Annotated in this window: 14 protein-coding genes; 2 read left to right on the forward strand and 12 right to left on the reverse strand. The window is 70.0% G+C overall.

All coding sequences use genetic code 11. The features are described from left to right. The first annotated feature begins 229 nt into the window (after positions 1-229). Together ABZ562_RS13660 and gap are read left to right on the forward strand one after the other, a co-directional pair. Positions 230-1,186 (forward strand): helix-turn-helix domain-containing protein, encoded by a 957-nt coding sequence (locus ABZ562_RS13660; RefSeq protein WP_361477694.1) that lies wholly within the window; start codon positions 230-232, stop codon positions 1,184-1,186. A 110-nt stretch (positions 1,187-1,296) separates the two neighbouring features. Next, complete coding sequence (gap, locus tag ABZ562_RS13665) at positions 1,297-2,295, forward strand: type I glyceraldehyde-3-phosphate dehydrogenase (RefSeq protein WP_361477697.1); 999 nt, start codon at positions 1,297-1,299, stop codon at positions 2,293-2,295. A 16-nt stretch (positions 2,296-2,311) separates the two neighbouring features. Here gap and ABZ562_RS13670 read toward each other — a convergent pair whose 3' ends face one another. From ABZ562_RS13670 to typA, 12 genes are all read right to left on the reverse strand, one after another. Next, positions 2,312-3,097 (reverse strand): GNAT family N-acetyltransferase, encoded by a 786-nt coding sequence (locus ABZ562_RS13670; protein ID WP_361477700.1) that lies wholly within the window; start codon positions 3,095-3,097, stop codon positions 2,312-2,314. Between the two features lie 29 nt (positions 3,098-3,126). Further along, positions 3,127-4,203 carry a dipeptide ABC transporter ATP-binding protein gene (locus ABZ562_RS13675; protein ID WP_361477703.1) on the reverse strand — a complete coding sequence of 359 codons (1,077 nt, stop codon included), beginning with the start codon at positions 4,201-4,203 and terminating at the stop codon, positions 3,127-3,129. Then, complete coding sequence (locus ABZ562_RS13680) at positions 4,142-5,203, reverse strand: ABC transporter ATP-binding protein (protein ID WP_361477706.1); 1,062 nt, start codon at positions 5,201-5,203, stop codon at positions 4,142-4,144. Before ABZ562_RS13680 ends, ABZ562_RS13675 begins: the two co-directional genes overlap by 62 nt. 2 nt (positions 5,204-5,205) lie before the next feature. Continuing rightward, the gene (locus ABZ562_RS13685; protein WP_361477709.1) at positions 5,206-6,255 is read right to left on the reverse strand and encodes an ABC transporter permease; all 1,050 of its coding nucleotides are present in this window, start codon (positions 6,253-6,255) and stop codon (positions 5,206-5,208) included. Continuing rightward, positions 6,248-7,171, reverse strand: a complete 924-nt coding sequence (locus tag ABZ562_RS13690) for an ABC transporter permease (RefSeq protein ID WP_361477712.1) — start codon at positions 7,169-7,171, stop codon at positions 6,248-6,250. Before ABZ562_RS13690 ends, ABZ562_RS13685 begins: the two co-directional genes overlap by 8 nt. Positions 7,172-7,174: 3 nt before the next feature. After that, positions 7,175-8,806 carry an ABC transporter substrate-binding protein gene (locus tag ABZ562_RS13695; RefSeq protein WP_361477715.1) on the reverse strand — a complete coding sequence of 544 codons (1,632 nt, stop codon included), beginning with the start codon at positions 8,804-8,806 and terminating at the stop codon, positions 7,175-7,177. Between the two features lie 332 nt (positions 8,807-9,138). After that, positions 9,139-10,308 (reverse strand): dipeptide ABC transporter ATP-binding protein, encoded by a 1,170-nt coding sequence (locus ABZ562_RS13700; RefSeq protein ID WP_361477718.1) that lies wholly within the window; start codon positions 10,306-10,308, stop codon positions 9,139-9,141. Next, positions 10,301-11,356: an ABC transporter ATP-binding protein gene (locus tag ABZ562_RS13705; protein WP_361477720.1), complete on the reverse strand. Its 1,056-nt coding sequence runs from the start codon at positions 11,354-11,356 to the stop codon at positions 10,301-10,303. Before ABZ562_RS13705 ends, ABZ562_RS13700 begins: the two co-directional genes overlap by 8 nt. Positions 11,357-11,367: 11 nt before the next feature. Further along, complete coding sequence (locus tag ABZ562_RS13710) at positions 11,368-12,312, reverse strand: ABC transporter permease (RefSeq protein ID WP_361477723.1); 945 nt, start codon at positions 12,310-12,312, stop codon at positions 11,368-11,370. Further along, a complete protein-coding gene (locus tag ABZ562_RS13715) occupies positions 12,305-13,231 on the reverse strand; it encodes an ABC transporter permease (protein WP_361477726.1) in 927 nt (308 codons plus the stop codon). The genes ABZ562_RS13710 and ABZ562_RS13715 overlap by 8 nt, the downstream gene beginning before the upstream one ends. A gap of 86 nt (positions 13,232-13,317) precedes the next feature. Beyond that, positions 13,318-14,943: an ABC transporter substrate-binding protein gene (locus ABZ562_RS13720; protein WP_361477729.1), complete on the reverse strand. Its 1,626-nt coding sequence runs from the start codon at positions 14,941-14,943 to the stop codon at positions 13,318-13,320. Positions 14,944-15,367: 424 nt separating this feature from the next. Beyond that, entirely contained in the window at positions 15,368-17,233 is a 1,866-nt protein-coding gene (gene typA / locus ABZ562_RS13725) for a translational GTPase TypA (RefSeq protein WP_361477732.1), read from the reverse strand. Positions 17,234-17,313 lie beyond the last annotated feature (80 nt).

Here is a 17,313-nt window from a genome sequence, read left to right on the forward strand (position 1 = left end):
CACCACGACGATCACGGACAGGGGACGCCCCTTCCGCACCACCCCGGCCGACGGACTGCCCGTCTACAGGTGGGACGGCGAGGCATGGCGTGTCGGAGAACCTTGACAGGAGGTCACCGAGGCCGGACCGCGCTCGACGGCTTGGGCAACGGCCGGCCCGGTCTCCCCCGGGGCATCGAACGGGCCCTGACCTCGGCAGACCGCTAGCCTCCCCGCGTAGCCTGTTCCCGTGCCAGCCTCCCGCCTCCGTCGCGTCGCCGTCCTCGTGCTCGACGGCGCCAAACCGCTCGACGTCGGCATTCCCGCGCAGGTGTTCACGACCCGGGCGAGCATGCCGTACGAGGTGCGGGTGTGCGGCGCGGCGCCCGGGCTGGTGACGGGGGGCGACGGCCTGTCGTACCACGTCGCCCAGGGCCTCGACGCGCTCGCGTGGGCCGACATCGTGTTCATCCCCGGCTACCGGTTCCCGGACCGCGACGATCCGCCGGGGGCCGTCCGCGACGCGCTGGTCGCCGCCCACGCCCGGGGCGCGCGGCTCGCCGCCATCTCGACGGGGGCCTTCGCGCTCGCCGCCACGGGCCTGCTCGACGGCAAGCGCGCCACGACGCACTGGCACTACACCCGGGCGCTCGCGGCGAAGCATCCGCTCGTCCAGGTCGACGAGAACGTCCTGTTCGTCGACGAGGGCAGCGTGCTGACCTCCGCCGGTGCGGCCTCGGGGATCGATCTGTGTCTGCACATTCTGCGCGGCGACCTCGGGGTGGCGGCGTCGAATCACGCGGCCCGGCGGCTGGTCGCGGCCCCCTACCGCAGCGGCGGTCAGGCGCAGTACGTGCCGCGCGGCGTGCCCGAGCCGCTGGGCGAGCGGTTCGCCGCGACCCGGGAGTGGGCGCTGCACCGGCTCGGCGAGCCCCTCAGCCTCGAAACCCTCGCCCGGCACGCGGCCGTCTCGGCGCGCACGTTCTCGCGGCGCTTCGCCGAGGACACCGGGTACACCCCGATGCAGTGGGTCATGCGCGCCCGCATCGACGTGGCCCGTGAGCTGCTGGAACGTTCGGAGCGGAGCGTCGAGCAGATCGCCGCCGATGTCGGGCTCGGCACCGGCGCCAATCTGCGGCTCCACTTCCAGCGCATCCTCGGCACCACGCCGAGCGAGTACCGGCGCACCTTCACGCTGGGCGAATAGCCCCGTGGCGCGATCCTTGTGAACCGTGGCGCTCACGCCACTGCCACCACCGGATTCCGCCCGCGAGGCTGGTGACGAACCCAGAGCCGCAGAGACACCAAGGGGCATTCATGACTCGCGTCGCCATCAACGGATTCGGCCGCATCGGGCGCAACGTGCTGCGCGCCCTGCTCGAACGCGACACCGACCTCGAGATCGTCGCCGTCAACGACCTCACCGAGCCCGCCACCCTCGCCCGGCTCCTCGCCTACGACTCCACGGCCGGCCGGCTCGGCCGCCCGGTGACCGTCGACGGCGACACCCTCGTCGTCGACGGCCGGCGCGTCAAGGTGCTCGCCGAGCGCGATCCGGCGCTGCTGCCCTGGTCCGAACTCGGCGTCGATGTCGCGCTGGAGTCCACCGGCCGCTTCACCTCGGCCAAGGCCGCCCGCGCCCACCTCGACGCGGGCGCGAGGAAGGTCCTCGTCAGCGCCCCGTCGGACGGCGCCGACGTCACGCTCGCCTACGGGGTCAACACCGACGCGTACGACCCGGAGCTGCACACGATCGTCTCGAACGCCTCCTGCACCACCAACGCGCTCGCGCCGCTGGCCGCGGTCCTCGACGAGCTGGCCGGTATCGAGCACGGCTTCATGACGACGGTGCACGCCTATACGCAGGAGCAGAACCTCCAGGACGGCCCGCACCGGGACGCCCGCCGCGCCCGCGCCGCCGGTGTCAACATCGTGCCGACCACGACGGGCGCCGCCAAGGCGATCGGCCTCGTGCTGCCGAACCTCGACGGCAAGCTGTCGGGCGACTCGATCCGCGTGCCGGTGCCGGTCGGTTCGATCGTCGAGCTCAACACGACCGTCGCCCGCGACGTGACGCGCGACGACGTGCTGGCGGCGTACCGGGCGGCGGCGCAGGGCCCGCTCTCCGGCGTCCTGGAGTACTCGGACGACCCGCTCGTGTCGTCCGACATCACCGGCAACCCGGCCTCGGCCATCTTCGACTCGGCCCTCACCCGCGTCGACGGCCGCCACATCAAGGTGGTCGCCTGGTACGACAACGAGTGGGGCTTCTCGAACCGCGTGATCGACACGCTCGGGCTCCTCGCCGGCCGCTGACGGGCGGCGCGGGCCCTCAGCGGAAACGCGAGAAGACGTGGGCGCGGCCGACGGGGACGAAGCCGCGGCGGGCGTACCACAGCCGCGGCCAGTCCTCGCCGTCGGCCACCAGGAAGCGCAGGGCGCAGCCGGCGGCCGACGCGCGCCGGAGGGCGCCGGACAGCACGGCGTTCGCGTGGCCGCGGCGGCGGAAGGGTTCGGCGGCGGCCACCTCCTCGATCTGGGCGATGCCGTCGGCGGGCTCCAGGTAGAGGTCGGCCCAGGCGACGACGTCGCCGTTCTCCTCGTGGGCGGCCAGGAAGGACACCGCCTCGGCCCCGTTCCGCCGGGCCTCGCGCCGTCCCACGAGCTGGCGCACCGTCTCCTCGTCCGCGTCCGGCATCCACCGGCGCTGCTGCGCCGCCAGGGCCCGCCACAGCGGGCCGTACGGAGCGGGCCCCAGGTCCAGCTCCATGACGTCGTGCCGCTCCGGCTCCGGCACCGGCCCGGTGTGGGTCATGACCACCTCGACCCCGTGCTCGTACCCCGCCAGGGCCAGCGCCGGCGCGGCGGCGAGCCCGAGCCGGTCGTCGTACACGGTGATCCGGCGATGCGGCATCCCGGCCATGGCCGCGTCGGCGACGGCCGGAAGCCGCGTCGGCTCGACGGGCCCGTCGATGTGGATCTGGTTGTGCTCGTGCGAGCGCGCGTAACCGTCGTGCCGTACCAGGAACCCGCCCGGCACCGGCCTGACCTCGGCGGACTGGCGGCGGGCGAAGAGCAGCCGGAAGTCGACGGCGCGCTGGAGGTCGTTCTGCGGCATGGTCCGGATCGTAGGCGCCCGGCCACCCCCTAGCCGACCGGGGCGCGCTCCTCCGCGAAGTGGCACGCCGACGGGTGGGCGGCGCCGCCCGTCAGGTCCGGCGGCGCCGCCAGCGCCGGCGTCTGCGCCGCGCAGTGGGGCCGCGCCTTCCAGCAGCGGGTGCGGAAGCGGCAGCCGGTGGGCGGGTCGGCCGGGGAGGGGACGTCGCCGGTGAGCAGGATGCGCCGGTGGCGGGCGCGGGCCTCGGGGTCGGGAACGGGGACGGCGGACAACAGGGCCTGGGTGTACGGGTGGGTCGGATGGTCGTAGATCTCGGTGCCGGTGCCGGTCTCCGCGAAGCGGCCCAGGTACATCACGGCGACCCGGTCGGAGATGTGCCGGACCACGGACAGGTCGTGGGCGATGAAGACGTAGGCGAGGCCGAATTCGTCCTGGAGGCGTTCGAGCAGGTTGACCACCTGCGCCTGCACCGAGACGTCCAGCGCCGACACCGGCTCGTCCGCGACGATGATCTCGGGGCGCAGGGCGAGGCCGCGGGCGATGCCGATGCGCTGGCGCTGGCCGCCGGAGAACTGGTGCGGATAGCGGTTGATGTGCTCGGGGTCGAGGCCGACGACGTCCAGCAGGTCCTGGATCGCCCGGCGGCGGTCGCCCCTGGGGGCGGCCTCGGGGTGGATCTCGTACGGCTCGCCGACGATGTCGGCCACCGTCATGCGGGGGTTGAGCGAGGTGTACGGGTCCTGGAAGACCATCTGGATGTTGCGGTGAACGGCCCGCAGGGCGCGCCCGGACAGCCGCGCGATGTCCTCGCCCCGGTAGCGGATCGAACCGGCGGTCGGCCGCTCCAGGCCGACCAGCAGCCGGGCGAGGGTGGACTTGCCGCAGCCGGACTCGCCGACGACGCCGAGGGTCTCGCCGCGCCGCAGGTCGAAGGAGACCGTGTCGACCGCCCGCACCGCGCCGGTCCGCCGCTTGATGAGGACGCCGCGGGTGAGCGGATAGAGCTTGGCGAGGCCGCGTACTTCGAGGACGGGCGGGGCCGGGTCAGCCGCCGAGGGGGCCGACGGTACCGGCGGTGCCGAGGGGGTCGAGGGGGTCGAGGCCATGCAGCTCCTCCTTCCAGAAGTGGCAGGCGCTGGCCCGCCCGCCCGCCTTCGCGTCCGTCGCCCCGGTGTCCGTCACCTCGTACAGCGGCGGCCGGTCGGTGCGGCACAGATCGCGGGCGCGCGGGCAGCGGGGGCTGAACGGGCAGCCCGGGGGGAGCGCGAGCGGGCTGGGCGGCAGCCCCTTGATCGCGTACAGCTCGCCGCCCCGCTGATCCACGCGCGGGATGGAGTCGAGCAGCCCGCGGGTGTACGGGTGGGCGGGGCGCCGGTACAGGTCGCGCACCGGCGCGGTCTCCACGATCCGGCCCGCGTACATCACGGCGATGGTGTCGGCGACGTCGGCGACCACGCCCAGGTCGTGGGTGATGAGGATGAGCCCCATGGCGTACTCGCGGCGCAGCTCCGCCAGCAGATCCATGACCTGGGCCTGGACGGTGACGTCGAGCGCTGTGGTCGGCTCGTCGGCGATGATCAGCTCCGGCTCCAGCGCGATCGCCATGGCGATCATGATGCGCTGGCGCATCCCGCCGGAGAACTGGTGCGGATAGTCCCCGGCCCGCGCCGCCGCAGCCGGGATGCGGACCCGGTCCATCAGCTCGACGGCCCGCGCCCGGGCGTCCTTGCGCGACATGCCGCGGTGCACCTGGTACATCTCGGCGAGCTGGGCGCCCACCGGGAGCACCGGGTTGAGGGCGGACAGCGCGTCCTGGAAGATCATCGCCATCTTGGCGCCGCGGATCCGGCGGCGCTCCTCGCGGCCGAGGGTGAGCAGATCGCGTCCCTGGAAGAACACCTTGCCGCCGGTGACGAAGGCGGGCGGGGAGTCGAGGATGCCCATGATGGCCTGGGCGGTGACGGACTTCCCCGACCCCGACTCGCCCAGCACGGCCAGCGTCCGCCCGGCGTCGACGGCGTAGCTCACCCCGCCGACGGCCTCGGCGACGCCGTCGCGGGTGCGGAAGGCGACGCGCAGGTCCCGTACGTCCAGCAGGCGGGCCACGGCTAGCGCAGCTTCGGGTCGAGGGCGTCGCGCACCGCGTCGCCGAGCATGATGAACGCGAGCACGGTGATGCTGAGCGCGCCCGCGGGCCACAGCAGCATGTGCGGGGCGTTGCGGATCTGGGTGGACGCGGACGAGATGTCGATGCCCCAGGAGACGGTGGGCGGTTTCAGCCCCACGCCGAGGAAGGACAGGGTGGCCTCCAGCGCGATGTACGTGCCGAGCGCGATGGTCGCGACGACGATCACGGGGGCGACGGCGTTGGGCGCGATGTGGCGCAGCAGCATCCGGCCGTTGCTCGCCCCGAGGGTGCGCGCCGCGAGCACGTAGTCCTGCTGCTTGACGGTGACCACCGAGCCGCGGGCGATACGGGAGATCTGCGGCCAGCCCAGCAGCACGATGAAGCCGACCACCGGCCACACCGAACCGCTGGTGACCACCGACAGGAAGACCAGCCCGCCGAGCAGGATCGGGATGCCGAAGAAGACGTCGGCGATCCGCGAGAGCAGCGCGTCCCACCAGCCGCCGAAGAATCCGGCGAGGCCGCCGAGCACGCTGCCGAGCAGCGCGGCGCCCGCGGTGGCGCAGATGCCGACGGTGATGGAGGCGCGGGCGCCGTAGACGGTGCGGGTGTAGACGTCCCGGCCCTGGAGGTCGAAGCCGAAGGGGTGGCCGGGGGCCGGGCCGTCCTGCGCCTTGGCCAGGTTGCCCTGGTACGGATTGCCGTCCGCGATCAGCTGCGGCCAGATCGCGATGGTGACGAGGAAGAGGATGACCAGCGCGGAGAGGACGAAGACGGGGTTGCGGCGCAGATCGTGCCAGGCGTCGGACCACAGCCCGCGGGAGCCCTGCCCCGGGCCCGCGGCGGCCGCGCGGCGCGCGGCGCGGCTCGGGCGCACGCGCAGGCGCGGGAGGGGGCGGCGGCGCCACGGTCGGCTCCGCGGCCCGCCGCGCAGGGTCGCGGTGCCGGTGGCGGCGAGGTCCACCGGCTGGTCCGAGGGCGTATCGGAGCACGTTTCACAAGACTCAAGGGGTTCAAAGGGCTCAGGCATACCGGATCCTCGGGTCGAGCACGGCGTAGAGGAGGTCGACGAGCAGATTGGCGAGCAGGAAGACGATCACCAGGATGGTGACGAAGCCGACCACGGTCGGCGAGTTCTGGCGCAGGATGCCCTGGTAGAGCTGGTAGCCCACGCCATGGATGTTGAAGATCCGCTCGGTGACGATGGCCCCGCCCATGAGCGCGCCGACATCGGTGCCGATGAAGGTCACCACCGGGATCAGCGAGGTGCGCAGGAGGTGCCGGACGACGATCCGGCGGCGCGGCAGCCCCTTGGCGACGGCGGTACGGACGTAGTCGGCGCGGGCGTTCTCCACCAGCGAGGTCCGGGTGAGGCGGGTGGTGTACGCGAGGGACACCAGCCCCAGCACCACGCCGGGCAGTAGCAGTTCGGTGAACGGCGCCTCGGGCGCGACGGACGGCCGGGCCCAGCCCCACCGCACGCCGAACAGGTACTGCAGCACGGTGCCGCTGACGAACGTCGGGATGGACACCACGACCAGGGTGAGCAGCAGCACCGAGGTGTCCAGGCCCCGGCCGCGGCGCAGTCCGCCGAGCACGCCGAGGGTGATGCCGAGCGCCATCTCGAAGACGACGGCGACGGCGGTGAGCCGCAGGGTCACGGGGAAGGCCCCGGCCATCAGCTCGGTGACGGGCTGTCCGTTGAAGGCGGTGCCGAAGTGTCCGCCGAAGACCTGCCCCATGTAGTGGACGTACTGGCTCCACAGCGGTTCGTCGAGGTAGAGGTCCTTGCGGATGCGGGCCGCCGTGGCGGGGTCGGGGGCCTTGTCGCCGAACAGGGCGGCGACCGGGTCGCCGAGCGCGTAGACCATGAAGAAGATCAGGAAGGTGGCGCCGAGGAAGACCGGGATCATCTGCAGCAGCCGCCGCAGCACATAGCGGCTCATGGCTCAGCCGACCCTGATCTGGTGGTAGACGGGCACGCTGAACTGGTTCAGCGTCACGTCGTGGAGCCGGGAGGCGTAGCCCGCGCTGCCGTTCTGGTACCACAGCGGGATCGCGGGCATCTGCTGGGCGAGGATCTTCTCGGCGTCCTGGAAGGCGGTGATGGCCGCGGTGTCGGCGGGGGCGGCGTTGGCCCGGTTCACCAGCCGGTCGAAGCCGGCGCTGCTCCAGTGGCCGTCGTTGGAGGAGGCGTCCGTGTAGTACAGCGGCTGGAGGAAGTTCTGGATCAGCGGGTAGTCCATCTGCCAGCCCGCCCGGAACGGGCCGGTCATCCGCTTCCCGGCCATCTTGTTGCGGTAGTCGGCGAAGGTGCCGACCGGTTTGCCGACGCACGCCCGGTCGCTGCGCAGCACGGTGTTGACGCTGTTGCACACGGCGTCGACCCAGTCCTTGTGGGAGCCGGTGTCGGCGTTGTACGTGATGGTCATCCGGCCGCCGGGCAGCCCGCCGCCCTCCCGGATCAGCTTGCGCGCCCGGTCCGGGTCGTAGGTGCAGGCGTCCCCGCACAACCCGGGCTGGTAGCCGCCCTGCCGGCGCAGCACCGGGGAGGTCCAGTCGGTGGCGGGGGTGCGGGTGCCGCGGAAGATCCGGTCGGTGATCTGCGCGCGGTTGATCGCCATGGAGATGCCGCGGCGCAGCTTGGCCCGCGCGGGCCCGCTCCACGCCCGGTCGTACATGGGGAAGGTGAGGGTCTGGATGATCCCGGCGGGCCGGTTGATGTAGCGGTTGCCGAGGTCGGAGCGGACGAACTTCAGCTGCTGGGCCGGGACGTCGTCCACCAGATCGAGGTTGCCCGCCTGGAGATCGGTGTAGGCGGTGTTGCTGTCGGTGTAGACGCGGAGGTCGACCCCTTTGTTACGGGCCTTGTCGGGGCCCTGATAACCGCCCCAGGCCCGCAGCTTCATGACCGCGCCCTTGTCGTACGACCGCACCTGGTAGGGGCCGTTGCCGACGGGCTTCCTCAGCCAGGCCTCGTGGTCGGTGAAGAAGGCGCGGGGCAGCGGCGCGTAGGCGTTGTAGCCGAGCGTCTTGGGCCAGGAGGAGAACTTCTGGGTGAGCCGGACGGTGAAGGTCCGCTCCCCCGTCACCCGCAGCCCGGAGAGGGTCCGGGCGGTGGGGCGGCCGGTGGCGGGGTGGACCTTGTCGTACCCCTCGATGTACTCGAAGAAGTAGGCGTTGCGCTGCTTGTTGTCGAGCAGGGCCCCGTAGTTCCAGGCGTCCACGAAGGACTTCGCGGTGACCTTCTCGCCGTTGCCGAAGCGCCGCCCCTTCTTGATGGTGACGGCGTACGTGCGCTGGTCGTCGGTGGTGATGCGGTCCGCGAGCGCGTCCTCGGCCTCACCGGTGGCCGGGTCGTACCGCTTGAGCCCCCGGAAGATCATGTCGAGGACCTTGCCGCCCTGGACGTCGTTGGTGTTGGCGGGCTCCAGCGGGTTCGGCGGATCGCCCCAGGAGGAGCGGACGATGCCCTCGGCCGGGCCGGAGCCGCCGCCGCAGCCCGCGACGGCCGGGACGGCGGTCACGCAGAGGGCGCACAGCACACACCGGGCACGCAGGACGTGCTGGGCTCCGCGCATGGCGCCTCCCGAGGATCCGGTCCAAGATCGCCTCAGATCCTCATGACACCCCAGGGCCGGGCGGCGCGCACGCCGGTGACCGCTGTCCGTGGCGGCGGCCCGGTGGCACCGGGAGACGCACCCGTGAAACGTCATTGGTGAAGCGCGAGCCGAGCGGTACGTCCCGCGCTCGGCAAGCGCTTTCTATGTCACTGTGGCCTAAGTTTCCCCGCGCTTCAAGCGTCTGTTCCAAATCTTTAATCGATTCAAACAACGCGCGCGACGGGAGGAGCCGGGAAGACGCCGATGGGCGCCCGGCCACTGGCCGGGCGCCCATCGGCGAGCGGTGCCCGTTACGCGTGCACCACGTCCTTCTCCTCGGCGAAGTGGCACGCCGACTCGTGCGCCGCGAGGGAGTCCGTGCCCGCGAAGCGCTCGGGGATGGCGAGCAGCGGCACCTCCTTGGCGCACTTGTCCTCGGCCTTCCAGCAGCGGGTGCGGAAGCGGCAGCCGGAGGGCGGGTTGGCCGGGGAGGGGACGTCGCCGGTGAGGATGATGCGCTCCCGGCCCTCCCGCGACTCCGGGTCGGGGACCGGGACGGCGGACAGCAGGGCCTGGGTGTACGGGTGGGTCGGGTGGTCGTAGATCTCGGCGTCGGTGCCGATCTCGGCCATCTTCCCCAGGTACATCACGCCGACCCGGTCGGAGATGTGGCGGACGATGGACAGGTCGTGGGCGATGAAGATGTAGGACAGGTTGAACTCGTCCTGCAGCTTCTCCATCAGGTTGATGACTTGCGCCTGCACCGACACGTCCAGCGCCGAGACCGGCTCGTCGCAGATGATGATCTCCGGGTTGAGCGCGAGGCCGCGGGCGATGCCGATGCGCTGGCGCTGGCCGCCGGAGAACTGGTGCGGATAGCGGTTGAGGTACTCGGGGTTGAGACCGACGACGTCCAGCAGCTCCTGCACCTTGTGCCGGCGGTCGCCCTTGGGCGCGGCCTCGGGGTGGATCTCGTACGGCTCGCCGATGATGTCGCCCACCGTCATGCGGGGGTTGAGCGAGGTGTACGGGTCCTGGAAGACCATCTGGATGTTGCGGCGGACGGCCCGCAGCGCGCGCCCGGACAGCTTGGTGATGTCCTGGCCCTTGTAGAACACCTCGCCCGCGGTGGCGGTCTCCAGGGTCATCAGCAGCTTGGCGACGGTGGACTTGCCGCAGCCGGACTCGCCGACGATGCCGAGCGTCTCGCCCTGGTAGAGGTCGAAGGAGACGCCGTCGACCGCCTTGACCGCGCCGACCTGCTTCTTGAAGAGGATGCCCTGGGTCAGCGGGAAGTGCTTGACCAGGTTGCGCACCTGGAGGATCGGCTCCCCGCGGTCGACATGGGCGTCGAGGGCGGCCACGGCCTCGTCCTCGGTGGCGACGTCGACCGTCGTCACCTCGGTGACGTTGGGAGTGGCGTCGGCGGGGGCCGCGTCAGCCGGTTCCACGGCCTTGTCGTTCTTCTCCGTCTCAGCCATGGATGGTCTCCTTCCAGAAGTGGCACGCGCTGCCACGGCCCGGCAGCTCGGTGCCGTCCTGCTCGGTGACCGACGCCAGCGGCGGGACCTCGGTGCGGCAGATGTCCTGGGCCTTCGGGCAGCGCGGGTTGAAGGCGCAGCCCGTGGGGATCTTGAGCAGGTTGGGCGGCAGGCCCTTGATCGCGTACAGCTCCTGGCCCTTGTGGTCCAGCCGCGGGATGGAGTCGAGCAGCCCCTTGGTGTACGGGTGGGCGGGGCGCTTGTACAGCTCGTGCACGGGCGCGGTCTCGACGATCCGGCCCGCGTACATCACCGCGATCTTGTCGGCGACGTCCGCGACCACGCCCAGGTCGTGGGTGATCAGGATCAGGCCCATGTTGTACTCGCGCTGCAACTCCGCGAGCAGGTCCATCACCTGGGCCTGGACGGTCACGTCGAGCGCGGTGGTCGGCTCGTCGGCGATGATCAGGTCCGGCTCCAGGGCCAGCGCCATGGCGATCATGATGCGCTGGCGCATACCGCCGGAGAACTGGTGCGGGTAGTCGTTCACCCGCTCCTTGGCGGCCGGGATGCGGACCCGGTCCATCAGCTCGACGGCCTTGGCCTTGGCGTCCTTCTTGGACAGCCCCTGGTGGACCCGGAACATCTCGCCGAGCTGGTAGCCGACGGAGAGCACCGGGTTCAGCGAGGACAGCGCGTCCTGGAAGATCATGGCGATCCGGCGGCCCCGGATCTTCCGGCGGTCCTCCGCGCTCATGGTGAGCATGTCCTCGCCGCGGAAGAGGATCTGGCCCTGCGGGATCTTGCCGGGCGGCATGTCCAGGATGCCCATGATGGCCTGCGCTGTCACGGACTTGCCGGAGCCGGACTCGCCGAGCACGGCGAGGGTCTCGCCCGCGCTGACGGAGTAGTTGACGCCGTTGACGGCCTTGGCGACGCCGTCCCGGGTGTGGAACTCCACGTGCAGGTCGCGGACTTCCAGCAGCGGGCCGCCGTTGTCCTCGACGCGCGCGGAGGGCTCCGCGCCGGTCTTCTCGATGGTGGTCACGTACGCCTCCCTCAGCGCAGCTTGGGGTCGAAGGCGTCGCGCACCGCGTCGCCGAGCAGGATGAACGACAGCACGGTCAGGCTCAGGAAGGTGGCCGGGACGAGCAGGACGTGCGGGGCGTCCCGCAGTACGTTCTGCGCGTCCGAGATGTCCACGCCCCACGAGACCGTCGACTGCAGGCCGATGCCCAGGTAGGAAAGGGTGGCCTCGGCGGAGACGAAGCCGCCGAGCGCGATGGTGGCCACGACGATCACCGGGGCGAGGGCGTTGGGCAGGATGTGCCGGAGCAGGATGCGGCCGGTGCCGGCGCCCAGCGCCCGGGCCGCCGTCACGAAGTCGGCCTGCTTCTGGGTGATGACCGCGCCGCGCATCACGCGGGCGAGCGGCATCCAGCCGAAGGTGGCGAGGGCGAGCACCACGGTCCAGATGGTGCGGTGGGTGAACGCCTGCAGCAGCACCATGCCGCCGAGCAGCAGCGGGATGCCGAAGAAGATGTCGGTGAGCCGGGAGAGCAGGGTGTCGATCCAGCCGCCGAAGTATCCCGCGAACATGCCGATCACACCGCCGACGAGGGTGACCCCGAGGGTCACGCAGACGCCGATGATGACCGAGGCGCGGGCGCCGTAGATGGTCCGGGCGTAGACGCTCTGGCCCTGGCCGTTGTAGCCGAACCAGTCCGACTGGAAGAAGTGCCCCCACGCCGGCTTGCCGAGGTAGTGGTTGCGCAGATCGGCGTAGCCCGGGTCGGTGCTGGTGAACAGGCTGGGCAGGGCCGCCATCAGCAGGAAGAGCACCAGCAGCACGGCGGAGACCCAGAAGATGGGGTTGCTGCGCAGTTCGCGCCAGGCGTCCTGGCCCAGGCTGCGTGGCTTGGTGATCTCGCTGCCGCCCGGCAGGGGCGCTTCGGCTGCCGCCGATACGGGGCCGGCCTCGGGGGCCAGAGTTTTCTCAGGCATAGCGAATCCTCGGGTCCAGGACTGCGTACAACAGGTCGACGACCAGGCTGCTCAGCAGGTAGACGAGCACGAGCACGGTCACGATGCCGACGACGGTGGGACCCTCACTGGTCTGGATGGCCCGGAAGAGGGTGTTGCCCACGCCCTGGATGTTGAAGATGCCCTCGGTGACGATCGCGCCGCCCATGAGGGTGCCGAGGTCGGTGCCGAGGAACGTGACGACAGGGATGAGCGAGTTGCGCATCAGATGGACGCCGATGATCCGGCGCCGCGGCAGCCCCTTGGCGAGGGCGGTGCGCATGTAGTCGGCGCGCAGGTTCTCCACCACGGTGGTCCGGGTGAGCCGGGACACGTAGGCCAGCGAGAGGGCACCCAGCACCAGGGCCGGCGCGAAGAGCTGCCCGATGTCCATGGAGTCCTGGACGGTCGGGGTGATGACCTTCCATTTGAGCCCGAACAGGAACACGGTGACGAAGCCGATCACGAACACCGGGATCGAGGTCACGATCAGGGTGAACACCAGCACGAACCGGTCCAGGAACTTGCCGCGCATCAGGCCGGTCACCACACCGAGGCTGACGCCGATGAGGATCTCGATTCCGAAGGCGAGAAGCGCGAGCCGGATGGTGACCGGGAAGGCGTCGGCCATCAGGTCGGCGACCGGGCGGCCGGTGAAGCTCTGCCCGAAGTCACCCCGGAACAGCCCGGTGATGTAGTCCCAGTACTGGGTCAGCAGGGGCTTGTCCAGACCGAATTGATGGCGCAGTCTCGCGACCGTGGCGGGGTCGGATGCCCGCGGGCCGAAGAGCGCTTTGACGGGATCGCCGGGCAGCGAATACACCATCAGAAAGATGAGCAGTGTGGTCCCGATGAAGACCGGGATCATCTGGAGCAGTCGCCTCGCGACGTATCGCCCCATGGGTGTCCTCCTGTCGCCGACGCGCCCGGCGACCGCCCGTCGGGGGACGGACGGTCACCGGGGCTACGTCACTGCAAGCCTCTCGACTACTTCTTGACCTCGACGTCGGTCCAGATCGCCTGGCGGAACGTGTCGAACTTGACGTTCTGGACGTTCTTGGAGTGACCGCCGTTGGTGTGGTCGAAGAAGAGCGGGATGGAGGGCATCGTGTCCTTGAGCTTCGCCTCGGCCTGGGCGTAGAGCTTGTTGGACTCCTCGATGGTCTTGGCCGAGTCGGCCTGCTCCATCAGCTTGTCGAGCTTCTTGTCGCTGAAGCCGGAGTCATTGGCGCCGGCGCCGGTGCGGTACTGCTCGGAGATGAAGTTGGAGATGTTCGGGAAGTCCTGGACCCAGGCCATCCGGAACGCGCTGGTCATCTTCTTGTCGGTGATCTCGGTGCGCAGCTGCTGGAAGGTCGCGCGCGGGTCGGCCTCACAGGGGACGCCGGCGTTCTGCTTGATGTCGTTGCAGACCGCCTCGGCCCATTCCTTGTTGCCGCCGTCGGCGTTGTAGGCGATGGTCATCTTGCCGCCGGGGACGCCGCCGCCCTCCTTGATGAGCTGCTTCGCCTTCTTCGGGTCGAACTTGCAGTACTCACCGCAGGCGTTGGGCTGGTAGCCCTCGACGACCTTCGGGGTCCAGCCGTCGGCCGGGTCCTTCGAGCCCTTCAGCGCGGTCTTGGTGATGGTCTCGCGGTCGATCGCCATGGACAGGCCCTGACGCACCTTGGCCTTCTCCGGCTTGCTCCACGCCTTGTCGTACATCGGGAAGGCGATGGTGGTGTTGCCGCCGAACATCTGGTCGGCCGAGCGGTCGCCCAGGTCGGTCTTGTAGACGTTGATCGACGACGGCGGGACCTGGTACATGATGTCCAGCTTGTCGGAGACCAGGTCGTTGTAGGCGCTCTCATCCTTGTTGTAGAACTTGAAGATGATGCCGCCGTTCTTGGGCTTGTCCACCCCCTGGTACCCGGCGTACTTCTTCACCTTGAACTGGACCTTGTGCTCCCACTTGCCGTCGACCTCGTAGGGGCCGTTGCCGATGGGGGCCTCGCCGAACTTCTTCGGGTCCTTGTAGAAGGCCTTGGGAAGCGGGAAGAAGGCGTCGTAGAAGAGCCGGTCCTTGAAGGTGGAAACCGGGTGCGACAGCTCGATGGTGAACTCGTTGTCGTTCACCACCTTCAGCCCGGACATCTTGTCGGCCTTCGGGTCACCCTTTTCCGGGTGCACCTCGTCGAAGCCCTTGATGTCGGCGAACCACGAGGCGTTCAGCTGGGCGTTCTTGGCGTCCGCGCCGTAGTTCCAGGCGTCCACGAAGGAGCTGGCCGTCACCGGCTCGCCGTTGTGGAACTTCCAGCCCTTCTTCAGCTTCACCGTGAAGTGCTGGTTGTCCGGCGAGTCGACGCTCTGGGCGACCTGATTGCGCAGCTTGCCCTTGACGTCGTAGTCGACCAGGCCACGGAAGAGGTTCTTCAGGATGTACCCGCCGCCGACCTCGTTGGTGTTGGTCGGGATCAGCGGGTTCTGTGGCTCGACGTCCTGATAGGTGTACACACCGTTCGGGTCGACGGCAGCCTTGCTGTCGTCCTTGCTGTCGCCGCCACCACAAGCGGTCGCGGCCATCGCCACGACCGCGGCCATCGCGACCCACTTGGCGCTCTGGGCACCACGCATGGGTTTGCCTCCTCCGGAGTCCTCTGCTGCTTCGAGAGGGGTGTCCGGAGATGCGCTGACACCCCTGACAGCGAAAGGGACCGGACCCCCCAGATGTGCTCGCAGGTCCCCGCTCCCCACAGCGTTCGACCCGTTGACCCGAGCTCAATGGACCCCATGATTGAGCACGCCAGCCACGTAAACCACACTTTATGGGTCTCGCTTTGGTCACATCATCTACGCGCGGAGCTTCGAAATCCGGACAAAACTGCCGCAGACAGACACACGCGAAACGGACTGTTAACACATCATGCGGAGCCCGATCTCCGATATCCGGACGCCCCTCGCCGGATAACCGTTTGACTGGCACCTTCCTGATACGACGGCAGCCCGGGCCCCGCGAGAAGCGGAAGCCCGGGCTGCCGGGGGCGTACGGAGGCGGACCTCAGCGCTTGGCGCGCGACGCGGCGCGGCCGCGCTCCTTCTGGTCCAGTACGACCTTGCGGATGCGGACCGTCTCCGGGGTCACCTCGACGCACTCGTCGTCGCGGCAGAACTCCAGGGACTGCTCCAGCGAGAGCAGCCGCGGCGGCACCAGGGACTCGGTCACGTCAGCGGTCGAGGACCGCATGTTGGTGAGCTTCTTCTCCTTGGTGATGTTCACGTCCATGTCGTCGGCGCGCGAGTTCTCGCCGACGATCATGCCCTCGTACACCTCGGTGCCGGGCGAGGTGAACAGCACACCGCGCTCCTGGAGGTTGGTCATCGCGAACGCGGTCACCGAGCCCGAGCGGTCGGCCACCAGGGAGCCGCTGTTACGGGTGCGCAGCTCGCCGAACCACGGCTCGTGGCCCTCGAAGATGGAGTGCGCGATACCGGTGCCGCGGGTCTGGGTCAGGAACTCGGTGCGGAAGCCGATGAGGCCGCGGGACGGCACGATCCACTCCATGCGGATCCAGCCGGAACCGTGGTTGGTCATGGTCTCCATGCGGCCCTTGCGGGTCGCCATCAGCTGGGTGATGGCGCCCAGGTGCTCCTCCGGCGCGTCGATGGTCAGGCGCTCGATCGGCTCGTGGACCTTGCCGTCGATCTCCTTGGTGACGACCTCGGGCTTGCCGACGGTCAGCTCGAAGCCCTCCCGGCGCATCGTCTCGACCAGGATCGCCAGCGCCAGCTCACCGCGGCCCTGCACCTCCCAGGCGTCGGGGCGCTCGGTCGGCAGCACGCGCAGCGAGACGTTACCGACCAGCTCCTTGTCGAGGCGGTCCTTCACCAGCCGGGCGGTGACCTTGTGGCCCTTGCCGCCCTTGCCGACCAGCGGCGAGGTGTTGGTGCCGATGGTCATCGAGATGGCCGGCTCGTCGACGGTGATCAGCGGGAGCGCGATCGGGTTCTCGGGGTCGGCCAGGGTCTCACCGATCATGATGTCCGGGATGCCGGCGACCGCGCAGATGTCCCCGGGCCCGGCCACCTCGGCGGGCTTGCGGGTGAGCGCCTCGGTCATCATCAGCTCGGTGATGCGGACGTTGGAGATGGTGCCGTCGCGCTTGATCCACGCGACGGTCTGGCCCTTCTTCAGCTCGCCCTGCTCGACGCGGAGCAGCGCGATGCGGCCGAGGAAGTTGTCCGCGTCCAGGTTGGTGACGTGGGCCTGGAGCGGGGCGGCCGCGTCGTACTCCGGCGCCGGGACGGTCTCCAGCAGGGTGACGAAGAACGGCCACAGGCTGTCGCTGTCGGCCGGGACGGTGCCGTCCTCCGGCTTGGTCAGCGAGGCGATGCCGTCCCGGGCGCAGGCGTAGACGATCGGGAACTCGATCTGCTCCTCGGTCGCGTCCAGGTCCAGGAACAGGTCGTACGTCTCGTTGACGACGTCGTCGATCCGGGAGTCCGGGCGGTCCGTCTTGTTGATGCACAGGATGACCGGCAGCTTGGCCTGCAGCGCCTTGCGCAGCACGAAGCGGGTCTGCGGCAGCGGGCCCTCGGAGGCGTCCACCAGCAGCACCACGGCGTCGACCATGGACAGACCGCGCTCGACCTCACCGCCGAAGTCGGCGTGGCCGGGGGTGTCGATGATGTTGATGGTGACGGGGTCACTGCCGTCCGCCGGGTGGTACTTCACGGCGGTGTTCTTCGCGAGAATGGTGATGCCCTTCTCGCGCTCCAGGTCGTTGGAGTCCATCACCCGGTCGTCCACATGCTGGTGCGCGGCGAACGCACCGGCCTGCTTGAGCATGGCGTCGACGAGGGTCGTCTTGCCGTGGTCGACGTGGGCGACGATGGCGACGTTACGAATATCGTGGCGCGTGGGCATACGAGCGCGCTTCTCCCGGTTTCGTGGGTGGCAGCGCGCTCCTTTGTCCGGCGCGCCTTTCCGCCGGGCTGCTTACGCCA

The sequence above is a fragment of the Streptomyces sp. NPDC019937 genome, from assembly GCF_040631655.1.
Taxonomy (GTDB): Bacteria; Actinomycetota; Actinomycetes; order Streptomycetales; family Streptomycetaceae; genus Streptomyces.

Excerpts from the sequence above, each read along its gene's own strand:
- gap (WP_361477697.1), top strand. The coding sequence starts at position 1,297 with ATGACTCGCGTCGCCATCAACGGATTCGGCCGCATCGGGCGCAACGTG.
- ABZ562_RS13670 (WP_361477700.1), bottom strand. The coding sequence starts at position 3,097 with ATGCCGCAGAACGACCTCCAGCGCGCCGTCGACTTCCGGCTGCTCTTC.
- ABZ562_RS13675 (WP_361477703.1), bottom strand. The coding sequence starts at position 4,203 with ATGGCCTCGACCCCCTCGACCCCCTCGGCACCGCCGGTACCGTCGGCC.
- ABZ562_RS13685 (WP_361477709.1), bottom strand. The coding sequence starts at position 6,255 with ATGCCTGAGCCCTTTGAACCCCTTGAGTCTTGTGAAACGTGCTCCGAT.
- ABZ562_RS13690 (WP_361477712.1), bottom strand. The coding sequence starts at position 7,171 with ATGAGCCGCTATGTGCTGCGGCGGCTGCTGCAGATGATCCCGGTCTTC.
- ABZ562_RS13695 (WP_361477715.1), bottom strand. The coding sequence starts at position 8,806 with ATGCGCGGAGCCCAGCACGTCCTGCGTGCCCGGTGTGTGCTGTGCGCC.
- ABZ562_RS13700 (WP_361477718.1), bottom strand. The coding sequence starts at position 10,308 with ATGGCTGAGACGGAGAAGAACGACAAGGCCGTGGAACCGGCTGACGCG.
- ABZ562_RS13710 (WP_361477723.1), bottom strand. The coding sequence starts at position 12,312 with ATGCCTGAGAAAACTCTGGCCCCCGAGGCCGGCCCCGTATCGGCGGCA.
- ABZ562_RS13715 (WP_361477726.1), bottom strand. The coding sequence starts at position 13,231 with ATGGGGCGATACGTCGCGAGGCGACTGCTCCAGATGATCCCGGTCTTC.
- ABZ562_RS13720 (WP_361477729.1), bottom strand. The coding sequence starts at position 14,943 with ATGCGTGGTGCCCAGAGCGCCAAGTGGGTCGCGATGGCCGCGGTCGTG.
- typA (WP_361477732.1), bottom strand. The coding sequence starts at position 17,233 with ATGCCCACGCGCCACGATATTCGTAACGTCGCCATCGTCGCCCACGTC.